This is a genomic window from Desulfomicrobium aestuarii, from assembly GCF_055385525.1.
The window spans coordinates 2,360,607-2,376,147 of sequence record NZ_AP042427.1 but is presented as its reverse complement, the minus strand read 5'-3'; the positions used below and the strand labels follow the sequence as shown (position 1 = coordinate 2,376,147).

The 15,541-nt window shown below is 67.2% G+C and carries 14 protein-coding genes; 9 read left to right on the top strand and 5 right to left on the bottom strand.

Features of this window, described 5'->3' with window-relative positions; genetic code table 11:
• Positions 1-246 precede the first annotated feature (246 nt).
• Positions 247-2,082: an HD domain-containing phosphohydrolase gene (locus ACZ5AC_RS10720; RefSeq protein WP_464247613.1), complete on the top strand. Its 1,836-nt coding sequence runs from the start codon at positions 247-249 to the stop codon at positions 2,080-2,082.
• Positions 2,083-2,229: 147 nt separating this feature from the next.
• On the top strand, positions 2,230-3,087 hold the full coding sequence (locus ACZ5AC_RS10715) for a glycerophosphodiester phosphodiesterase (RefSeq protein ID WP_464247612.1): 858 nt from the start codon (positions 2,230-2,232) through the stop codon (positions 3,085-3,087).
• Between the two features lie 124 nt (positions 3,088-3,211).
• Here ACZ5AC_RS10715 and ACZ5AC_RS10710 read toward each other — a convergent pair whose 3' ends face one another.
• Positions 3,212-3,568, bottom strand: coding sequence for a hypothetical protein (locus ACZ5AC_RS10710; RefSeq protein ID WP_464247611.1), 357 nt, complete (start codon positions 3,566-3,568; stop codon positions 3,212-3,214).
• An 80-nt stretch (positions 3,569-3,648) separates the two neighbouring features.
• Complete coding sequence (locus ACZ5AC_RS10705; RefSeq protein ID WP_464247610.1) at positions 3,649-5,208, bottom strand: glycerol-3-phosphate dehydrogenase/oxidase; 1,560 nt, start codon at positions 5,206-5,208, stop codon at positions 3,649-3,651.
• Positions 5,209-5,355: 147 nt separating this feature from the next.
• Here ACZ5AC_RS10705 and metX point away from each other — a divergent pair, with 147 nt between their 5' ends.
• From metX to ACZ5AC_RS10675, 6 genes are all read left to right on the top strand, one after another.
• Positions 5,356-6,489, top strand: coding sequence for a homoserine O-acetyltransferase MetX (metX, locus tag ACZ5AC_RS10700; protein WP_464247609.1), 1,134 nt, complete (start codon positions 5,356-5,358; stop codon positions 6,487-6,489).
• The gene (metW, locus tag ACZ5AC_RS10695) at positions 6,479-7,111 is read left to right on the top strand and encodes a methionine biosynthesis protein MetW (protein WP_464247608.1); all 633 of its coding nucleotides are present in this window, start codon (positions 6,479-6,481) and stop codon (positions 7,109-7,111) included. Before metX ends, metW begins: the two co-directional genes overlap by 11 nt.
• A 38-nt stretch (positions 7,112-7,149) precedes the next feature.
• Complete coding sequence (locus tag ACZ5AC_RS10690) at positions 7,150-8,418, top strand: O-acetylhomoserine aminocarboxypropyltransferase/cysteine synthase family protein (protein ID WP_464247607.1); 1,269 nt, start codon at positions 7,150-7,152, stop codon at positions 8,416-8,418.
• Between the two features lie 273 nt (positions 8,419-8,691).
• Positions 8,692-8,967: a DUF4242 domain-containing protein gene (locus ACZ5AC_RS10685; RefSeq protein WP_464247606.1), complete on the top strand. Its 276-nt coding sequence runs from the start codon at positions 8,692-8,694 to the stop codon at positions 8,965-8,967.
• A 161-nt stretch (positions 8,968-9,128) separates the two neighbouring features.
• Positions 9,129-10,232, top strand: coding sequence for a 6-phosphofructokinase (locus tag ACZ5AC_RS10680; RefSeq protein WP_464247605.1), 1,104 nt, complete (start codon positions 9,129-9,131; stop codon positions 10,230-10,232).
• Positions 10,233-10,268: 36 nt separating this feature from the next.
• Positions 10,269-11,804, top strand: a complete 1,536-nt coding sequence (locus tag ACZ5AC_RS10675) for an MltF family protein (protein WP_464247604.1) — start codon at positions 10,269-10,271, stop codon at positions 11,802-11,804.
• A gap of 36 nt (positions 11,805-11,840) precedes the next feature.
• Here the strand turns inward: ACZ5AC_RS10675 and ACZ5AC_RS10670 are convergent, their stop codons facing one another.
• Positions 11,841-13,124, bottom strand: coding sequence for a 4Fe-4S dicluster domain-containing protein (locus ACZ5AC_RS10670; RefSeq protein ID WP_464247603.1), 1,284 nt, complete (start codon positions 13,122-13,124; stop codon positions 11,841-11,843).
• 200 nt (positions 13,125-13,324) lie between these two features.
• On the opposite strand from ACZ5AC_RS10670, the gene ACZ5AC_RS10665 reads away from it, so the two are divergent.
• Positions 13,325-14,158: a TIGR02285 family protein gene (locus tag ACZ5AC_RS10665; RefSeq protein WP_464247602.1), complete on the top strand. Its 834-nt coding sequence runs from the start codon at positions 13,325-13,327 to the stop codon at positions 14,156-14,158.
• Between the two features lie 85 nt (positions 14,159-14,243).
• Here ACZ5AC_RS10665 and ACZ5AC_RS10660 read toward each other — a convergent pair whose 3' ends face one another.
• A complete protein-coding gene (locus tag ACZ5AC_RS10660) occupies positions 14,244-14,534 on the bottom strand; it encodes a gamma-glutamylcyclotransferase family protein (RefSeq protein WP_464247601.1) in 291 nt (96 codons plus the stop codon).
• Positions 14,516-15,481 (bottom strand): zinc metalloprotease HtpX, encoded by a 966-nt coding sequence (locus ACZ5AC_RS10655; RefSeq protein WP_464247600.1) that lies wholly within the window; start codon positions 15,479-15,481, stop codon positions 14,516-14,518. The genes ACZ5AC_RS10660 and ACZ5AC_RS10655 overlap by 19 nt, the downstream gene beginning before the upstream one ends.
• Positions 15,482-15,541: the final 60 nt, after the last annotated feature.

Here is a 15,541-nt window from a genome sequence, read left to right as displayed (position 1 = left end):
ACGGACGTGACGAACAGGGATGGGAACGCCGGATTTTCACGGTTGCGCGAAAGCCCACCGACCAAGGCACAGCTCCCATAAGGGGAGTCCGGGATTCTGTAAACGGCCATGTCGGGGCGATGTCCGGTCCGCGTCCTGGCGGGCACGGTCCGAGTATTCGAGACGCAGCAGCGCGGTGTTTCGAACACGGATATGGACTCCTCGAACCGCTTGCCCCCCACCGCAGCCGGGTGTTAGGCAGACATCATGGACATCCGATCGTGCATCCGCTTGGCAGTGTTTCTGGCCTTCCTCGTCGCCGGAGTGGCGCCTGTCGCGGCGTCTGCGGCGGGGCAGGACGGCCCCCGTGTGCTCGTCATCCACTCCTACGCCCCGGACTACGCCTGGACGCGGGACATGCAGGCGGGGATCGTCTCGGTCCTGGACTCGCCGGAGGTCCGGGCGCGTTGGCGCGTGGAGCACATGGACGCCAAGCATCACGACTCGCCCGAGTACCAGGCCCGGCTGCTGGAGCTTTTCCGCGAGAAGTACGCCGGGGAGCGGTTCGACGGGATCATCCTGACCGACGACCACGCCATGGACTTCACGGTCCGGCACCGGGCGGAGCTGTTCCCCGGCACACCCGTGGCAGCCTGCGGCATCAACGACCTGAAGTCAGTGCCGTCGGGCGCCGAGGACATGAACATCATCGTCGAGAGGCTGGCGCACGTGGAGACGCTCGGCGCGGCCCTCAGGCAGAACCCCGGGACGCGGAAGGTCCATGTCGTCATCGACGACACCCTCACGGGCAAGTCCATCCTGCGCGAGTTTCTGGAACAGGCCAGGGCTTTGTCCGGACAGGTCGAGGTGGACGTGGCGCCGCCCATGACCAGGGCGCAGCTCGAGGATTTCGCCAGGGAGCGGGCCAAGGGGGAGATCATCTACCTGCTGGTCTATTTCCAGGACGCGGCGGGGGAGGTTTTTGCGGCCGGTGACGTCCCGCGGGTCCTGGCCGCAGCCTCGCCCGTGCCGGTCTACGTGGCCTGGGACTTCCAGATGGGCACGGGCGTGGTCGGCGGGTGCGTGACCAGCGCCTTCGGGCACGGCCACAAGGCCGCAGCGACCCTGCTGGACCGCCTGGCCGGGAAGAACCCCCCGCACGCCTACAGCGGGCTGCAGGAGGTGAACCGGCACACCTACGATTTCGCAGCGCTGTCGCGTTTCTCCATCCCTGCCGATGCCCTGCCGCCGGGCGCGGTCGTGCTGAACCGCCCCCTGTCCTTTTTCGAGATGCATCGCGAGGTCATCCTGTCGGCTCTGGGCGTCATCGCCGTGCTTGGTGTGATCATCGCGCTCCTGGTCCTGAATGTCATCAAGCAGCGCAGGATCAACCGGGGCAACGCCGAGATCATGACCCTCAACCGCGAGATGATCGAGACCCAGCGCGAAATGCTGACCACCCTGGGCGAGGTCATCGAATCGCGCTCCCAGGAGACGGCCAACCACGTGCGGCGGGTGGCCGCCTATTCGGCCCTGCTGGGCGAGAAGTACGGCCTCGGCCCCGAGGAGATCCTCATCCTCGAGGCCGCGGCGCCCATGCACGATATCGGCAAGATCGGCATCCCGGACTCCATCCTCAACAAGCCCGGAACGCTCAGCGACGACGAGTACGAGAGCATCAAGCACCACACCGTCATCGGCCAGCGCATCCTGCACACTTCGGACCGCAAGCTCATGGCCGCGGCGCGGACCATCGCCCTGCAGCACCACGAGCGCTGGGACGGCACCGGCTACCCCTGCGGCCTGAAAGGCGATGAGATCAGCCTGCCCGCACGCATCTGCGCCCTGGCCGACGTCTACGACGCCCTGTCCCTCGGGCGGGTCTACAAGCAGGCCTGGCCGAAGGAGAAGGTCCTGGACTTCATCCGCCGCGAGCGCGGCGGCATGTTCGACCCCAGGATCGTGGATCTCTTCTTCGAGAATCTGGACGAAATCGAGGCCATCGGGCACCGCCTTTCGGACGACAGCGAGGACCGGCACGGACAGGACATAACCGGCAAGGTGGTCTGCCCGCTGCGCAAGGAAAAAGGGTTGGGCTTGTGAAGGACGGGATGGACGAAATGGACGTTATGGACGAGATGGACCTGGTGGACAGGGTCATGGCCAGCGCCTTTCGGGGGCGTCCATTTCGTCCATAAGGTCCATGCCGTCCATTTTGTCCATTATTCTTGCCCCTATCAGGAGCTTTGCATGCCACACCCATTTCCCCTTCCCAAAGTCTGGGCCCATCGCGGGGCGCGCAGCGTAGCCCCGGAAAACACGCTGGCCGCGGCCAGGGCAGCCCTGGCCCAGGGCGCCTTCGGCTGGGAGCTGGACGTTCGCCTGACCCTGGACGGCGCCGTGGTGGTCGCCCACGACCAGGGCCTGCGGCGCGTCACCGACATCGCCCGGCGGCCGGACATGCCCGGCCGGGCCGACCACCGCGCTGACCGGCTGACCCTGGCGCAACTCCGCTCCCTGGACGCCGGGAGCTGGTTCGTCGGGCGCGATCCTTTCGGCACAGTGGCCGCCGGCGAGGTTTCGCCGCAGGAACTGGCCGCCTTCGCCGGGGAACGCGTCCCGACCCTGGCCGAGGCCCTGGAATGGACCCGCGGCGCGGGACTGGCCGTGAACGTCGAGATCAAGGACATGCTGGGCGGTGACGACGCCCTGCTGGTCTACGAGACGGTGCGGCTGATCCGGGAGTCGGGCCTGGGCGGTGACAAGGTGCTCGTCTCGTCCTTCCGCCGGGCCTCGCTGGAGCTCTTCCGCGAGCTGTGCCCGGAGGTGCCCGTGGGCCTGCTGCTGGACGAAAAGGCCACGGCCGCGCCCGTGGCGGACATCCTGGCCGGCCTGCGGGACCTGGGCGCCGCGGCCCTGAACCCCTGCGTGCGGACCCTGGCCCCAGGGCGAGCGGCCGCCTTCCGGGAGGCCGGCTTCGACGTCAACGCCTACACCGTGAACCGCCCGGAGGACATGCTCCGCCTGGCCGCCGAGGGCGCCGCGGGCATCATTACGGATTTTCCGGCCAGGGCGCTGGCCTTGCTGAGGGGGAAGGGGCAGGAATGATGGACGAAGTGGACTGAAAGGACCTTATGGACGCTATGGACGCCCCCAAAGGCACCGGGCAGGGCCCTGTCCATCGGGTCCATCTCGTCCATACCGTCCATATCGTCCAAACAGCCTTCTTTATCTACTCCGCAACCACCCAGCCGTCCGGGCCCTTGACGAAGCGGGCGGTGGTCATGTCCTTCTTGCGGCCCGTCAGGGGTACGGTCATGTCCAGTTCCACGTCGCAGACGTAGCCCGGCGCGTCCTTGGCCGCCACGCAACCGATCTTCTTCACGGAGTGGATCTCGGCCTTGCCGATCATGTCCGTGAGAAACTGGCCTGCGCCACCGAACATCTGGGTCGTTTGGTTCAGGGATTCGCTGTGTCTGGCGATGTTTCTCTCCAGGGCCGCGCGGATATCGGTTTCCGAGGGCTCGCCGAAGCAGCCCGCGAGCAGGAGCACGAGGACGGCCGCCAGGGCCGCGTGCAGCATCTTCATGGTCTTCTCCTTTCATCATACGCCCGTGCGGGGCGCGCGGGCAGTTTCAGCCGATTTCGTGCCGACGTTGCGGCGCAACGTCACTCGGCCAGGCAGCTTCTGGCCAGTTCGCGGTAGGCGCGGACCTGCTCCTCGACCCACTCTGCGTCGCGCCCCAGTTCCCGGGCCATGACGGCGGCCACGTCGGGGGCGATCTCCATGCTCACTGCCGCATCCAGCACGATGGCGCGGGTGCGGTGGCGCAGCACGTCGGACAGGGTCATGGCCCACTCGCGGCGCACGGCCCAGACCACCTCGGCCTTCAGGTAGGGTAGCTTGTAGTGCAAAGGCCGGCCAAGGTCCGGGTCGTGGCGGATCAGTTCGCGGATGTCCTCGATGTCGCTGCCGTAGACCGAGAGGTGGTCACGGGGGTCCAGGCCGTTCATCCAGCCGTGCAGGGGCAGGTTCTCGGTCTTGCACGAGCGCGACGGCAGTCCGGCCAGGCGCGCGGCCTGGGTCACCGTGTCCTCGCCCATCTTGCGGTACGTGGTCCACTTGCCGCCGGCGATGGTCACCAGGCCGCTCTGGGAGATGGTCAGGTGATGGTCGCGGGACAGGGACGCCGTGCGGTCGGTGCCCTGGGCCCGGATGAGGGGCCGGATGCCGGTGAACACGCTCAGCACGTCGCTGCGCCTCGGGTCGCGCGTCAGGTAGCGGCCGGCGTGCTCCAGCAGGAACTCAATCTCCTCGTCCAGGGGCCGGGGCTCGGCCGCGGGGGCGTCCAGGGCCGTGTCCGTGGTCCCGACCAGGACGCGGCCGTGCCAGGGCACGAGGAAGATGACGCGGCCGTCGTCGGTGTGCGGGACCATGATGGCCGTGTCGCCTGGTGAGAAGGACTTGTCCAGGACCAGGTGGATGCCCTGGGACGGGGCGATGAGGGGCGGGGCCGCGGCGTCGTCCAGGCGCATGACCGAGTCCACGAAGATGCCCGTGGCGTTGACGACGACCTTGGCCCGCAGGTGGCGAATGTCCCCGGTCAGGGAGTCCGTGGCCTCCACGCCGCAGACCTGGCCGTTCTCGTCCTTGAGCAGGCCCGTGACGCCCATGTGGTTGACGGGCAGGCCTCCCAGGTCCTCCATGGTCCGGGCCAGGGTGACGGCCAGGCGCGCGTCGTCGAACTGGCCGTCGTAGTAGATGACCCCGCCGCGCAGGTCCGTGGGTTCGAGGTTGGGGATCATGTTCAGGGTCTTGGCCCGCGAGAGGATGCGCGAACGGCCGAAGCCGAGCTTGCCGGCCAGCATGTCGTAGAGCTTGAGGCCGATGCCGTAGAAGGGCCGCTCCCACCAGGCGTAGTCCGGCACGACGAAGGCCTGGTTGGAGACGAGGTGGGGGGCGTTTCTGAGCAGCACGCCGCGCTCGTGCAGGGCGTCCATGACCAGGGCCACGTTGCCCTGCTGCAGGTAGCGCACGCCGCCGTGAACGAGCTTGGTGGAGCGGCTGGACGTGCCTTGGGCGAAGTCGCGCTCCTCCAGGAGCAGGACGCGGTAGCCGCGGCTGGCCGCGTCCACGCCGCAGCCCAGGCCCGTGGCCCCGCCGCCGATGATGATCATGTCCCACGGGGTGGGTGTGTCGAGCTGTTCGAGCAGGTCGGTTCTGAGCATGGGACCTCCGGTGGTTGCTTTCGCGCTCCGTAACACGTCTGAGCGCCGAGGGCCAGACGGCGCGGCGCCGTTCCCGGCCTTGACCTCGAGGCGGGTGTTCATAGATGTTCGGTTTGCGGGCATCCCGCCCGCCCAACGGAGAACCTGATGACCCAACCCACCGTCGGCATTGTCCGCACCCAGTCCTTCACCTTCGCCCACCCGCCCCACGCCATGACCCTGGACAGCGGAGTGGGCCTGGGGCCCGTGTCCCTGGCCTACGAGACCTACGGCGAGCTGAACGCCGACCGCTCCAACGCCGTGCTCATCTGCCACGCCCTGACGGGCGACGCCCACGTGGCCGGCTACCATGCCGGCGACGACAGGCCCGGCTGGTGGGAGCACTATGTCGGTCCGGGCAAGCCCATCGACACCGACCGGCACTTCGTCATCTGCTCCAACGTCATCGGCAGTTGCATGGGCTCCTGCGGCCCGTCCTCCATCAACCCAGCCACGGGACGCTACTGGGGCCTGGATTTCCCCATCGTGACCATCCCCGACATGGTCCGCGCCCAGCGCGAGCTCGTTCGTCATCTCGGCGTCGAGCGCCTGCGGGCCGTGGTCGGCGGGTCCCTCGGCGGCATGCAGACCCTGCAGTGGGCGGCCAGTTACCCGGAGATGGTGGACGGGATCATCGCCCTGGCCACCACGAGCCGCCACTCGGCCCAGGCCATCGCCTTCAACGAGGTGGCCCGGCAGTCCATCATGAGCGACCCCAACTGGAAGAACGGCGACTATTACGACGGCGTGCGGCCGGACCTGGGGCTGGCCGTGGCGCGAATGATCGGGCACATCACCTACCTTTCGGACGAGTCCATGCACGTGAAGTTCGGCCGCGAGCTGCGCGGCGGGGCCTTCGCCTTCAATTTCGAGGGCGATTTCCAGGTCGAGAGCTACCTGCACCACCAGGGCAAAAAATTCGTGGAGCGCTTCGACGCCAACGCCTTCCTCTACGTGACCAAGGCCGCCGACTATTTCGACCTGGACCTGGGCAACCCCGAAAGCCCCGCCAGGCGAGCCCTGGCCGGGACCGCGGCCCGCTTCCTGCTCGTGTCCTTCACCTCGGACTGGCTCTACCCGACCTACCAGTCGCGCCAGGTGGTGGACGTGCTGAAGGCCCTGGGGCGGGACGTCAGCTTCTGCGAAATCACCGCGCCGTGGGGGCACGACGCCTTCCTGCTGCCCGACGAGCGGCTGGAGACCGTCATCCGCGGCTTCCTGGGAGGGCTCCATGGCTGCTGAACGCTGCGCGGACGCCGCGCCGGACCTGCGCTTCGACCTGCGCATCGTGGCCTCGTGGATCGAGCCGGGCAGCCGCGTGCTGGACCTGGGCTGCGCCGACGGCCGGCTCCTGCGCCACCTGCGCGACACCAAGGGGGTCAAGGGCCTGGGCATCGAGCACGACGAGGACGAGGTCGTGTCCTGCGTCGCCCAGGGGCTTTCGGTCATCCACGGCGACATCAACACGGAGCTCCCCGGCTTCCCGGACAATGCCTTCGACTACGTGGTCGTGTCCCAGACCCTGCAGCAGGCCTACAAGCCCACGGAACTGCTGAACCAGATGCTGCGGGTCGGGCGGCGGGGCATCGTCAGCTTCCCCAATTTCTGCTGCCTGCAGGTCCGCCTGCAGATGGCCTTCTCGGGCCACGTGCCCGTAACGCCGGAGCTGCCGTACCAGTGGTACAACACGCCCAACATCCGCGTGCTGAGCCTGGAGGATTTCAAGGCCTATTCCCGGGCCGTACCCTTCGCCATCACCCGCTCCCTGGCCGTGAACCCGGCCGCGGACGGCGGGGCCAGACAGGTGCGCTTCTGGCCCAACCTGCTGGCGTCATACGGAATTTTCATGATAACCGCCGCGTGAGGACGCGGCCCCCGGGCTCGGCCCGGACAGGAGGAAACATGCAACGATTCGAGACCAAGGCCCTGCACGCAGGGTACGCCCCGGACGCCACGGGCTCCCGCGCCGTGCCCGTGCACCGCACCTCGGCCTATCTGTTCAAGAACGCGGACCACGCCGCCGACCTCTTCGCCCTGCGCCAGCTCGGGCACATCTACACGCGCCTCGGCAGCCCCACCCAGGAAGCCCTGGAGACGCGCCTGGCCATGCTCGAGGGCGGCAAGGCGGCCCTGGCCCTGGCCTCGGGCACGGCGGCCATCCACTACACGGTCATCAACATCTGCCGTCAGGGCGACGAGCTCGTCTCGTCCTCGACCCTCTACGGCGGCACGCACACCATGTTCGCGTCCATCCTGCCCGACGCCGGCATCACCACGCGCTTCGTCGACATCCACGACCCTGCGGCGGTGCGCGCGGCCATCAACGAGCGCACCAGACTCATCTACACCGAGGTCATCGGCAACCCGGCCCTGGACGTGGCCAACATCGAGGCCCTGGCGGCCATCGCCCACGAACACAGGTTACCCTTGGTGGTGGATGCGACCTTCGTCACCCCGTACCTGTTCCGGCCGCTGGAATACGGGGCGGACATCGTCGTGCATTCGCTGACCAAGTGGATCGGCGGGCACGGCACGGCCATCGGCGGGGCGGTGGTCGACGGCGGGACCTTCGACTGGACCGACCCCAAGTTCGCCCTCTTCAACGAGCCCGACCCGTCCTACCACGGCCTGCGCTACGCCCGCGACCTGGGCGAGTTGAATCCCCTGGCCTTCATCATGCGCATGCGCCTTGTGCCGCTCAGAAACCTCGGCGCGTGTCTGTCGCCCGACAACTGCTGGATCTTCCTGCAGGGCCTGGAGACCCTGGCCCTGCGTATGGAACGGCACAGCGAGAACGCCCTGCAGGTGGCCGATTTCCTGTCGGCCCACCCCAAGGTGTCCTGGGTGCGCTATCCCGGCCTGCCGGGCGACCCGTCCCACCAGCTGGCCAAGACCATGTTCCCGCGCGGCAGCGGCGGCATGGTCGTCTTCGGCGTGCAGGGCGGCCTCGACGCCGGGCGGCGCTTCATCGACCGCCTGGGCCTGTTCTCGCATTTGGCCAACGTCGGCGACGCCAAGTCCCTGGCCATTCACCCGGCCAGCACCACGCACTCGCAGCTGTCCGAGGCCGAACAGGCCGCGGCCGGCATCACGCCGGACCTGGTGCGCCTGTCCGTGGGCATCGAGCACATCGACGACATTCTGGCCGACCTGGATCAGGCCCTGGCCTGATGGCTACGCGCTCCCGCTGACGGCGCAGGCTTGGCGCGGTTTGCTCCCGTGTCGCGTATTTGTGGATCATTTTGATACGGAATTCAGCTGAGATTGTGTCGATATGGGCCCATTCGGGCCCTTCGATGTGGTGTCACCGGCACGCAACACCATGATTTTCCAGATCATGACTCGTGTTGGACACATATTTGAAAGTACCACCTCCGCGGATAATTCCTGTGGCGACGCGTACCGCATTCACCCGCCACGGTCCTCTAACCGGAAGGAGACTGTATGCCGAAGTACATCATCGAGCGCGAGATTCCCGGCGCGGGCAGCATGTCCGCCGAGACCCTGAAGGGCATCTCCCAGCATTCCTGCGGCGTGCTCAGGGAGATGGGCCCGTCCATCCAGTGGGTGGAGAGCTTCGTCACGCCGGACAAGATCTACTGCGTGTACATCGCCGAGAACGAGGCGGCCGTACGCGAGCACGCCACCCGCGGCGGCTTCCCGGCCAACAGCGTAACCGAGGTCAAGACCGTCATCGACCCGACGACGTCTGAAGGATAAAGCGCGGGTCCGGAACCGCGCTCAACTGATCAAAAACCAGAGGGCCTGCCGGCATGATGCCGGCAGGCCCTCGACGTTTCGGGGATTTCGAGGGATGGACGCGCAAAGCGGCCCGGTGTAGGGGAAAAATCATGTAATCATCGCATCTTCCAGGAGGAATCATGGCCTTGAAACGCGTAGGTATCCTGACGGGCGGGGGCGACTGCTCCGGTCTCAACGCCGTCATCCGGGCCGTGACCCGCACGGCCATCATCCAGTACGGCGCAGAGGTGCTGGGGCTCGAGAACGGCTTCGACGGTCTCATCTTCGGCCGCACCATGAAGCTGACCACCGGGAACACCAAGGACATTCTGACCCTGGGCGGGACGATCTTGGGCACGACCAACAAGGGCAACCCCTTCGCCTACCGCGAGTTCGACGAGGAAGGGCAGATCACCGTCAGCGACCTGTCCGAACAGGCCATGGACACCTTCAGGATGCTCGGCCTCGACTGCCTGTTCGTGGTCGGCGGCGAGGGCACCCTGGAACTGGCGCACAAGTTTCAGCAGATGGGCATGCCCGTGGTCGGCATCCCCAAGACCATCGACAACGACCTCGAAGGCACGGACTACACCTTCGGCTTCCAGACGGCCGTGCAGGTGGCCTGCGACGCCATGGACCGGCTGCACACCACCGGCCGCAGCCACGACCGGGTCATGATCCTCGAGGTCATGGGCCGCAACGCCGGCTGGATCGCCCTGGAGTCGGGGCTGGCCGGGGGCGCGCACATCATCCTCATTCCCGAGATTCCCTACAACCTCGACAACGTGGTGACCAAGATCCAGCACCGCATCCGCGGCAAGAGCCCGTTCAGCATCATCATGGTGGCCGAAGGGGCCCGCGAGGAGGGCGGCCAGCGCATCACCCAGGGTTCGGCCGCCGGCCGCCTGCAGGGCGTGGAGCAGCTGGGCGGCATCGGCTTCCACCTGGCCAACCAGATCCGGGAGCGCATCCCGCTCGAAGTGCGGACCACGGTCCTGGGCCACATTCAGCGCGGCGGCTCGCCCACGACCTTCGACCGGGTGCTTGGCACGCGCCTGGGCGCGGCGGCCGTGGACGCGGCGGCTCGCGGCGATTTCGGGACCATGGTCGCCCTGAAGACGCCGGACATCGTGCTCGTCCCCCTCTCGGAACTGGCCGGCCTGTGCCGCACCGTGCCCCTGGACCACCAGCTCATCCGCACGGCCGAGGCCACGGGCGTGAACCTTGGGCGCGGGGCCATGTAACTCGATGCTCCCGCATCCCGGCTGGAGGTTGAACTCATGTCTTTCCCGGCAATGAAGGCTGCCGGCCCGCACGCCCTGTCCCGTGGATGGAGTGCATGCCGCCTGGTCTTATGGGCGCTGGTCCTGTGCTTGGTCCCGCTTTTTCCGGCGGCCGCATGGGCCGACGCCCAGAACGCCACGGCTGCGGCCGAGCAGGAGCGGCAGGACGCCGCCCTGTTCAAGTACCTGAACACCCCCTGGCGCGGCGACCTCGACGGGATGCGCACGCGCCGCTACATCCGCATCCTGGTCACCTACAGCCGCACGAACTACTACCTCGACGGCGCCGTGACCAAGGGGTTCACGGCCGAGGTGGCACATGCTTTCGAAAAGTGGCTCAACATGCACCTCAAGACCCGCAAGTACCCCGTCCATGTCGTCTGCATCCCCGTGCGGCGGGACGAGTTGATCTCGGCCCTGAATGCTGGCCGAGGGGACATCGCCGTGGCCAGCCTGTCCATCACCCCAGGCCGCGAGGAACTGGTGGCCTTTTCGGAGCCCTGGGTCTCGGATGTCCGCGAGGTCGTGGTCTCGGGGCCGGAATCGCCCGAGCTTGGGAGCATCGAGGACCTTTCGGGGAAGGAGGTCTACGTGCGCCGCTCCAGCAGCTATTTCGAGACGTTGCAGGGGCTGAACGCGCGTCTGGAGTCTCAGGGCCTGCCGCCGGTCGACATCCGCCCGGCGGACGAGAGTCTGGAGAGCGAGGACATCATGGAGATGGTCGGCGCCGGGCTTCTGCCCCTGACCGTGGTCGACGGGTACCGGGCCCGGCTGTGGAGCGAGGTGCTGCCGGGCATCCGCGTCCGCGACGATCTCGTGGCGGCACAGGGCCAGCGCCTGGCCTGGGCGGTGCGCAAGGACAACCCGCAACTGCTGGGGCTGATCAACGATTTCGTGAAGCATTACCGCCCTTCGAAGGATCTGGCCTTCCTGAACCGCAAGTACTTCATCAAGTCCGGCTACCTGCGCAACGCCAAGGACAGCGAGGACATGCGCCGCTTCGAGGCGGCCGTGAAGTATTTCCGCATGTACGGCAGTCAGTACGGCCTGGACTTCCTGCTCCTCGCGGCCCAGGGCTACCAGGAGTCCCGTCTCGACCAGAATGCGCGCAGCCCCATGGGCGCCGTGGGTGTCATGCAGCTTCTGCCGAGCACCGCGGCCGGACCGCCCATCAACCTCCCCGACATCCGGCGGCTGGAGACCAACATCCACGCCGGGGCCAAATACTACCGTCACCTCATCGACACGTACTACGACGACCCGGCCATCAGCCCCCTGAACCGCATGCTCTTCGCCTTCGCCGGGTACAACGCAGGTCCGGGCAACATGGCGCGCATGCGCCGCCTGACGGCGGACATGGGCCTGGACCCGAACCAGTGGTTCGCCAACGTGGAGGTCGCCGCCGGCAAGGTCACGGGCCAGGAGACGGTCCGCTACGTGGGCAACATCTACAAGTATTACTTGGCCTACCGGACGGTCATCGAGAGGGCCGAGGAGAGGGAGCGGGCCAGGCACCGTCTGCGTTCGCTGTGACGCCGGGCAATTTCGTACGTCGGGACGCGCAGGTCTTCAGACCGGGAATTTCCGCACCAGGTACTCCATGAATCGCGACTTGACCTGGCTCGTGGCCATGGCCTGCTTGATGGGCGGGAGCTTCAGGATCACGCCCAGCACCGCGGCCAGGGCGCGGTGGTTCCAGAGCACGCGGTTGTCGAAGAAGAGGTGCTGGAGCTTGCCGCGCTCCAGGGCCATGACCACGGTGCGGTGCACGGAATTGAGAGGCGTGATGACGCGCTTCTCCCGCGGCTTGAGGGACAGGGCCTTGTCCGGACAGGCGCGCACGCACACGCCGCAGCCCAGGCAGATGCTTTCGTCCACCCGGGCCTTCTTGCGTTTGGGTTGTCTGGGATCGTTGGCCGACACGGTGCCCATGGCTTCAACTGGGCAGGCCGCCGCGCATTTGCCGCAGCCGTTGCAGGCGTTTTCGTCCACCGCGGGCAGGAAGTTGGTGGTGTGCACGGGGTGGAGACTGCCGAACTTGCGGGCCGCGATCATGGCCTCGCAGCAGCAGCCGCAGCAGTTGCAGATGAAGTTGACCCGCTCGCGTACGTTTTCCCCGAACTGCACCAGGCCGTGCTCCTGGGCCCGGTCCAGCAGGTCCAGGCACTCGGCCGTGTCCACCGGGCGGGCGTGGCCGTGGCGTGCCAGGGACGCGGCCGAGGTGTTGAAGGTCATGCAGATGTCCTTGGGCGCGTCGCAGTCCCGGCCCACGTGCTGCATCTTGTGCCGGCAGTAGCAGGTGCTGATGGCCCGGTGGGAGGCCGTGCGGATGACCTCGCTGGCCCGCTCGTAATCGAGCACGTGCATGGCGTTTTCGGTCGAGAGCATGGGCTCCTGCACGAAGACGCGGCCGAGTTGGGTCTCGCCGTCGGCAAAGAGGGCCCTGACGAAGTCCTCCTCGACGTTCAGGTACTGGTAGAAGAGTTCCGCCAGGGCCTTCTGGTCGATGTCGCCGCGCGTGCGCATCATCGAAAATTCGAAGAAGCCGGCCATGGGCGGGGGCAGGATGTAGGTCGTGCGGCCGTCCTCGCCTTCGACGTCGACGAGCATGGCCCGTCCGGCCAGGTCGTCGAGGATGTTTCTGGCCTGCGTCAGGTCCATCTTCCAGACCTCGGCCGCCTTTTCGGCCGTGAAGGGCCTGATGGGCAGCAGGGCGATGAGCTCGGCCTCGCGCTCGGAAAAGAGAATTTTAAGGATCTTGTGCAGGGATTCGGAGGGCGGGGCGCCCTGGGGGCAGCGGTTCAGGCGGTCGGTGAGCTCCGCGTATCCAAAACGGTGCGAGTGGTGCGACATGGCGGCTTCTCCGTGGAGTTTCCCGGATCATAAGCCTGTCGGGCCGTCGAATAAAGCGAAAATTCGGCAATTCCGGCCCTGGGTCGCCGCTTGCGCATCCGGGGCGTTCGAAACGCGAATGTCATACGCGGCGCAAGAGTGTTGAAGTTCGCGCCGATTTGTCTTACATTTTGTCTATGTTGTCGAATTTATGCAAAGTGGTGCTCGTCATCCTCTGCCTCGGCCTGCCGGGCGCGTCTCCGGCCGCCGAGGGCGCAGCCGACGCCGTGACCTGGATGCACGCGGATTTCCCCCCCCTGCGCATCGTCGAAGGGCCGTACGTTGGTCAGGGGCCTTCGGACATGATCCACGATCTCATGAGGCGCGAGATGCCGGATCTGGATCACCATGTCCTGACCGCCAACCTGAGCCGAACCATGAACTGGATGAAGCAGGGGGAGAAGGTCCTGGCGGTGGGGATCATCCCCAACCCGGAGCGGAACGCCATCATGCAGTATTCCATGCCGTGCGTGCTGGTCCCCCCGGTCTGTCTCGTGGTCCGGGCCGGTTCGGCGGGCGTCGGGCAGGGCGGCCGCGTCTCACTGCGCGATTTCGTGTCCGGGAAGATTCTTGGCGTGGCTGTGGACAGGTCCTACGGCCCCGAGGTGGACTCCGTGCTGCGGACCGCGCCCGACCCGTCGCGCATCGTGGCCCATACGGGCTCCAACCTTCTGGGCAGCCTGCTGGACATGCTCCAGCGGGGCAGGGTGGACGGGGTGCTCGCCTTCCCGTTCGAGGCCACGTATGTGGCGCGCATGAAGGGCAGGGAGAACGCCTTCTCCCTCGTGCCCCTGAGCGAGGCCCTGGTCCCGGTCGTCGGCCGCGTCGCCGCGCCGCGCACCACCTGGGGGACGGAAATGATCGGGCGTGTCAACGCCGTGCTGGAGCGGCACAGGAACACGCCGGAGTACCGCCGGGCCTTCGAGCACTGGCTGCCCGCCGGGGCCGTCGAAGACTACCGGGCCATGTACGGCGAATTTGCGCAGTCCCGCTGACGCGGAAGTTCTCCGAGGTTCGGCCCGCCGGTTCCAGGCTTTCTTCCCCGACCGTCCAGATGTAGACCCAGGCTTTCGAGTTTCTCTACCTGACCCGTATGGTGACAGGGATTCGTTCGCATTCATCCCCTTCATACTCGTCGAGGGCGTATAATTCCGCCTCGGACAATTCTTGCAGCGCCAGGCCGCGAACGGTCGCGCCGTCCTTTGCGACGATGGCCGGGTAGGTGGTGTGGCGCACCGCGCGTCGTTCATGCCCCTCGAGTTCGGCGGGTTCGCAGTACGGAGTGCGGCCCAGCAGGCCTCGGCAGGTCAGAGGGGCCATGAGGGTGCCGTAGACGAAGAGACGGTCCACGGTCAGTACCAGTACCCCCACCAACCCCCGCGCGGTCTCTGCCGCAGGCGGACGTGGGGGAAGGAGGGCGGTTCGAAGGAGTAGCCGCCCCAGGCGCCTGGCGTCCGTTCCGGCCGCAGGTCGCGCAGGCGCCGGACGCGCTCCTCGGTGGTCGGGTGGGTGCGCAGCCAGGACGGTTCGGGCAGGCCCCGGCCGGGGAAGAAGATGCGGCGCAGAAAGCCGTTCTGGACCCGTTCCAGCTTGAGCAGGGCCGAAGCCAGCCCGTCGGGGTCGTCGGTCAGGCGGGCGGCCGTCAGGTCCGCGTCGAACTCGCGGGTGCGGGAAAGGCCGAGCTGGGCCAGGAGGCTGACCTGCGGGGCGGCGGCCAGAAGGATGAGGGGCCACCAGTCCACGTCGCCGCCGGCCAGGGCCTGGGGCAGGGACATGAAGATGAGTACGAGACCTACGAAGCTCATGGCCGAGGTGATGCGCGAGATGACGTCGGCCAGGCCCATGACGAAGAGGTCGCCGTGGGCGATGTGGGCAGTCTCGTGGGCCAGGACGGCCACGAGTTCGCGCGGCGAGAGGGTGCGCAGCAGACCGTCGGTCACGGCGATGGCCGATGCGTCGCGGCTGCCTACGGCGAAGGCGTTGACCATGGGGCTCGGCACCCACCACAGGGACGGCGGCCCGGGAAGGCCGACGCGTCCCGCCAGTACGGACAGGGCCTGGTGGTACTCGGGCGCCTGGTCCGGCGGCACGGCGCGGGCCCCGTACATCCTGAGCACCCAGCGGGCCGAGAGCTGCGGGGAGAAGAGGAGCAGGAACGCGCCCCAGATCACAAGAAACCACAGTCCGTCCGGCCCCCAGAGCATCCAGCCGACAAAGCCGGCATAACCCGTCATGAGGCCGAGCAGGAGCAGGGTCTGCAGGCGGTTCAGGCCGCGGTGGGAGGAGAAGCGGGCGGGATCGATGGAGGCGGCGCGCATGGGGGTTCTCCGTTGTTTGAGGTGCCGGTCAACGGGTTTTGATAAGCACGATTCCGCCTG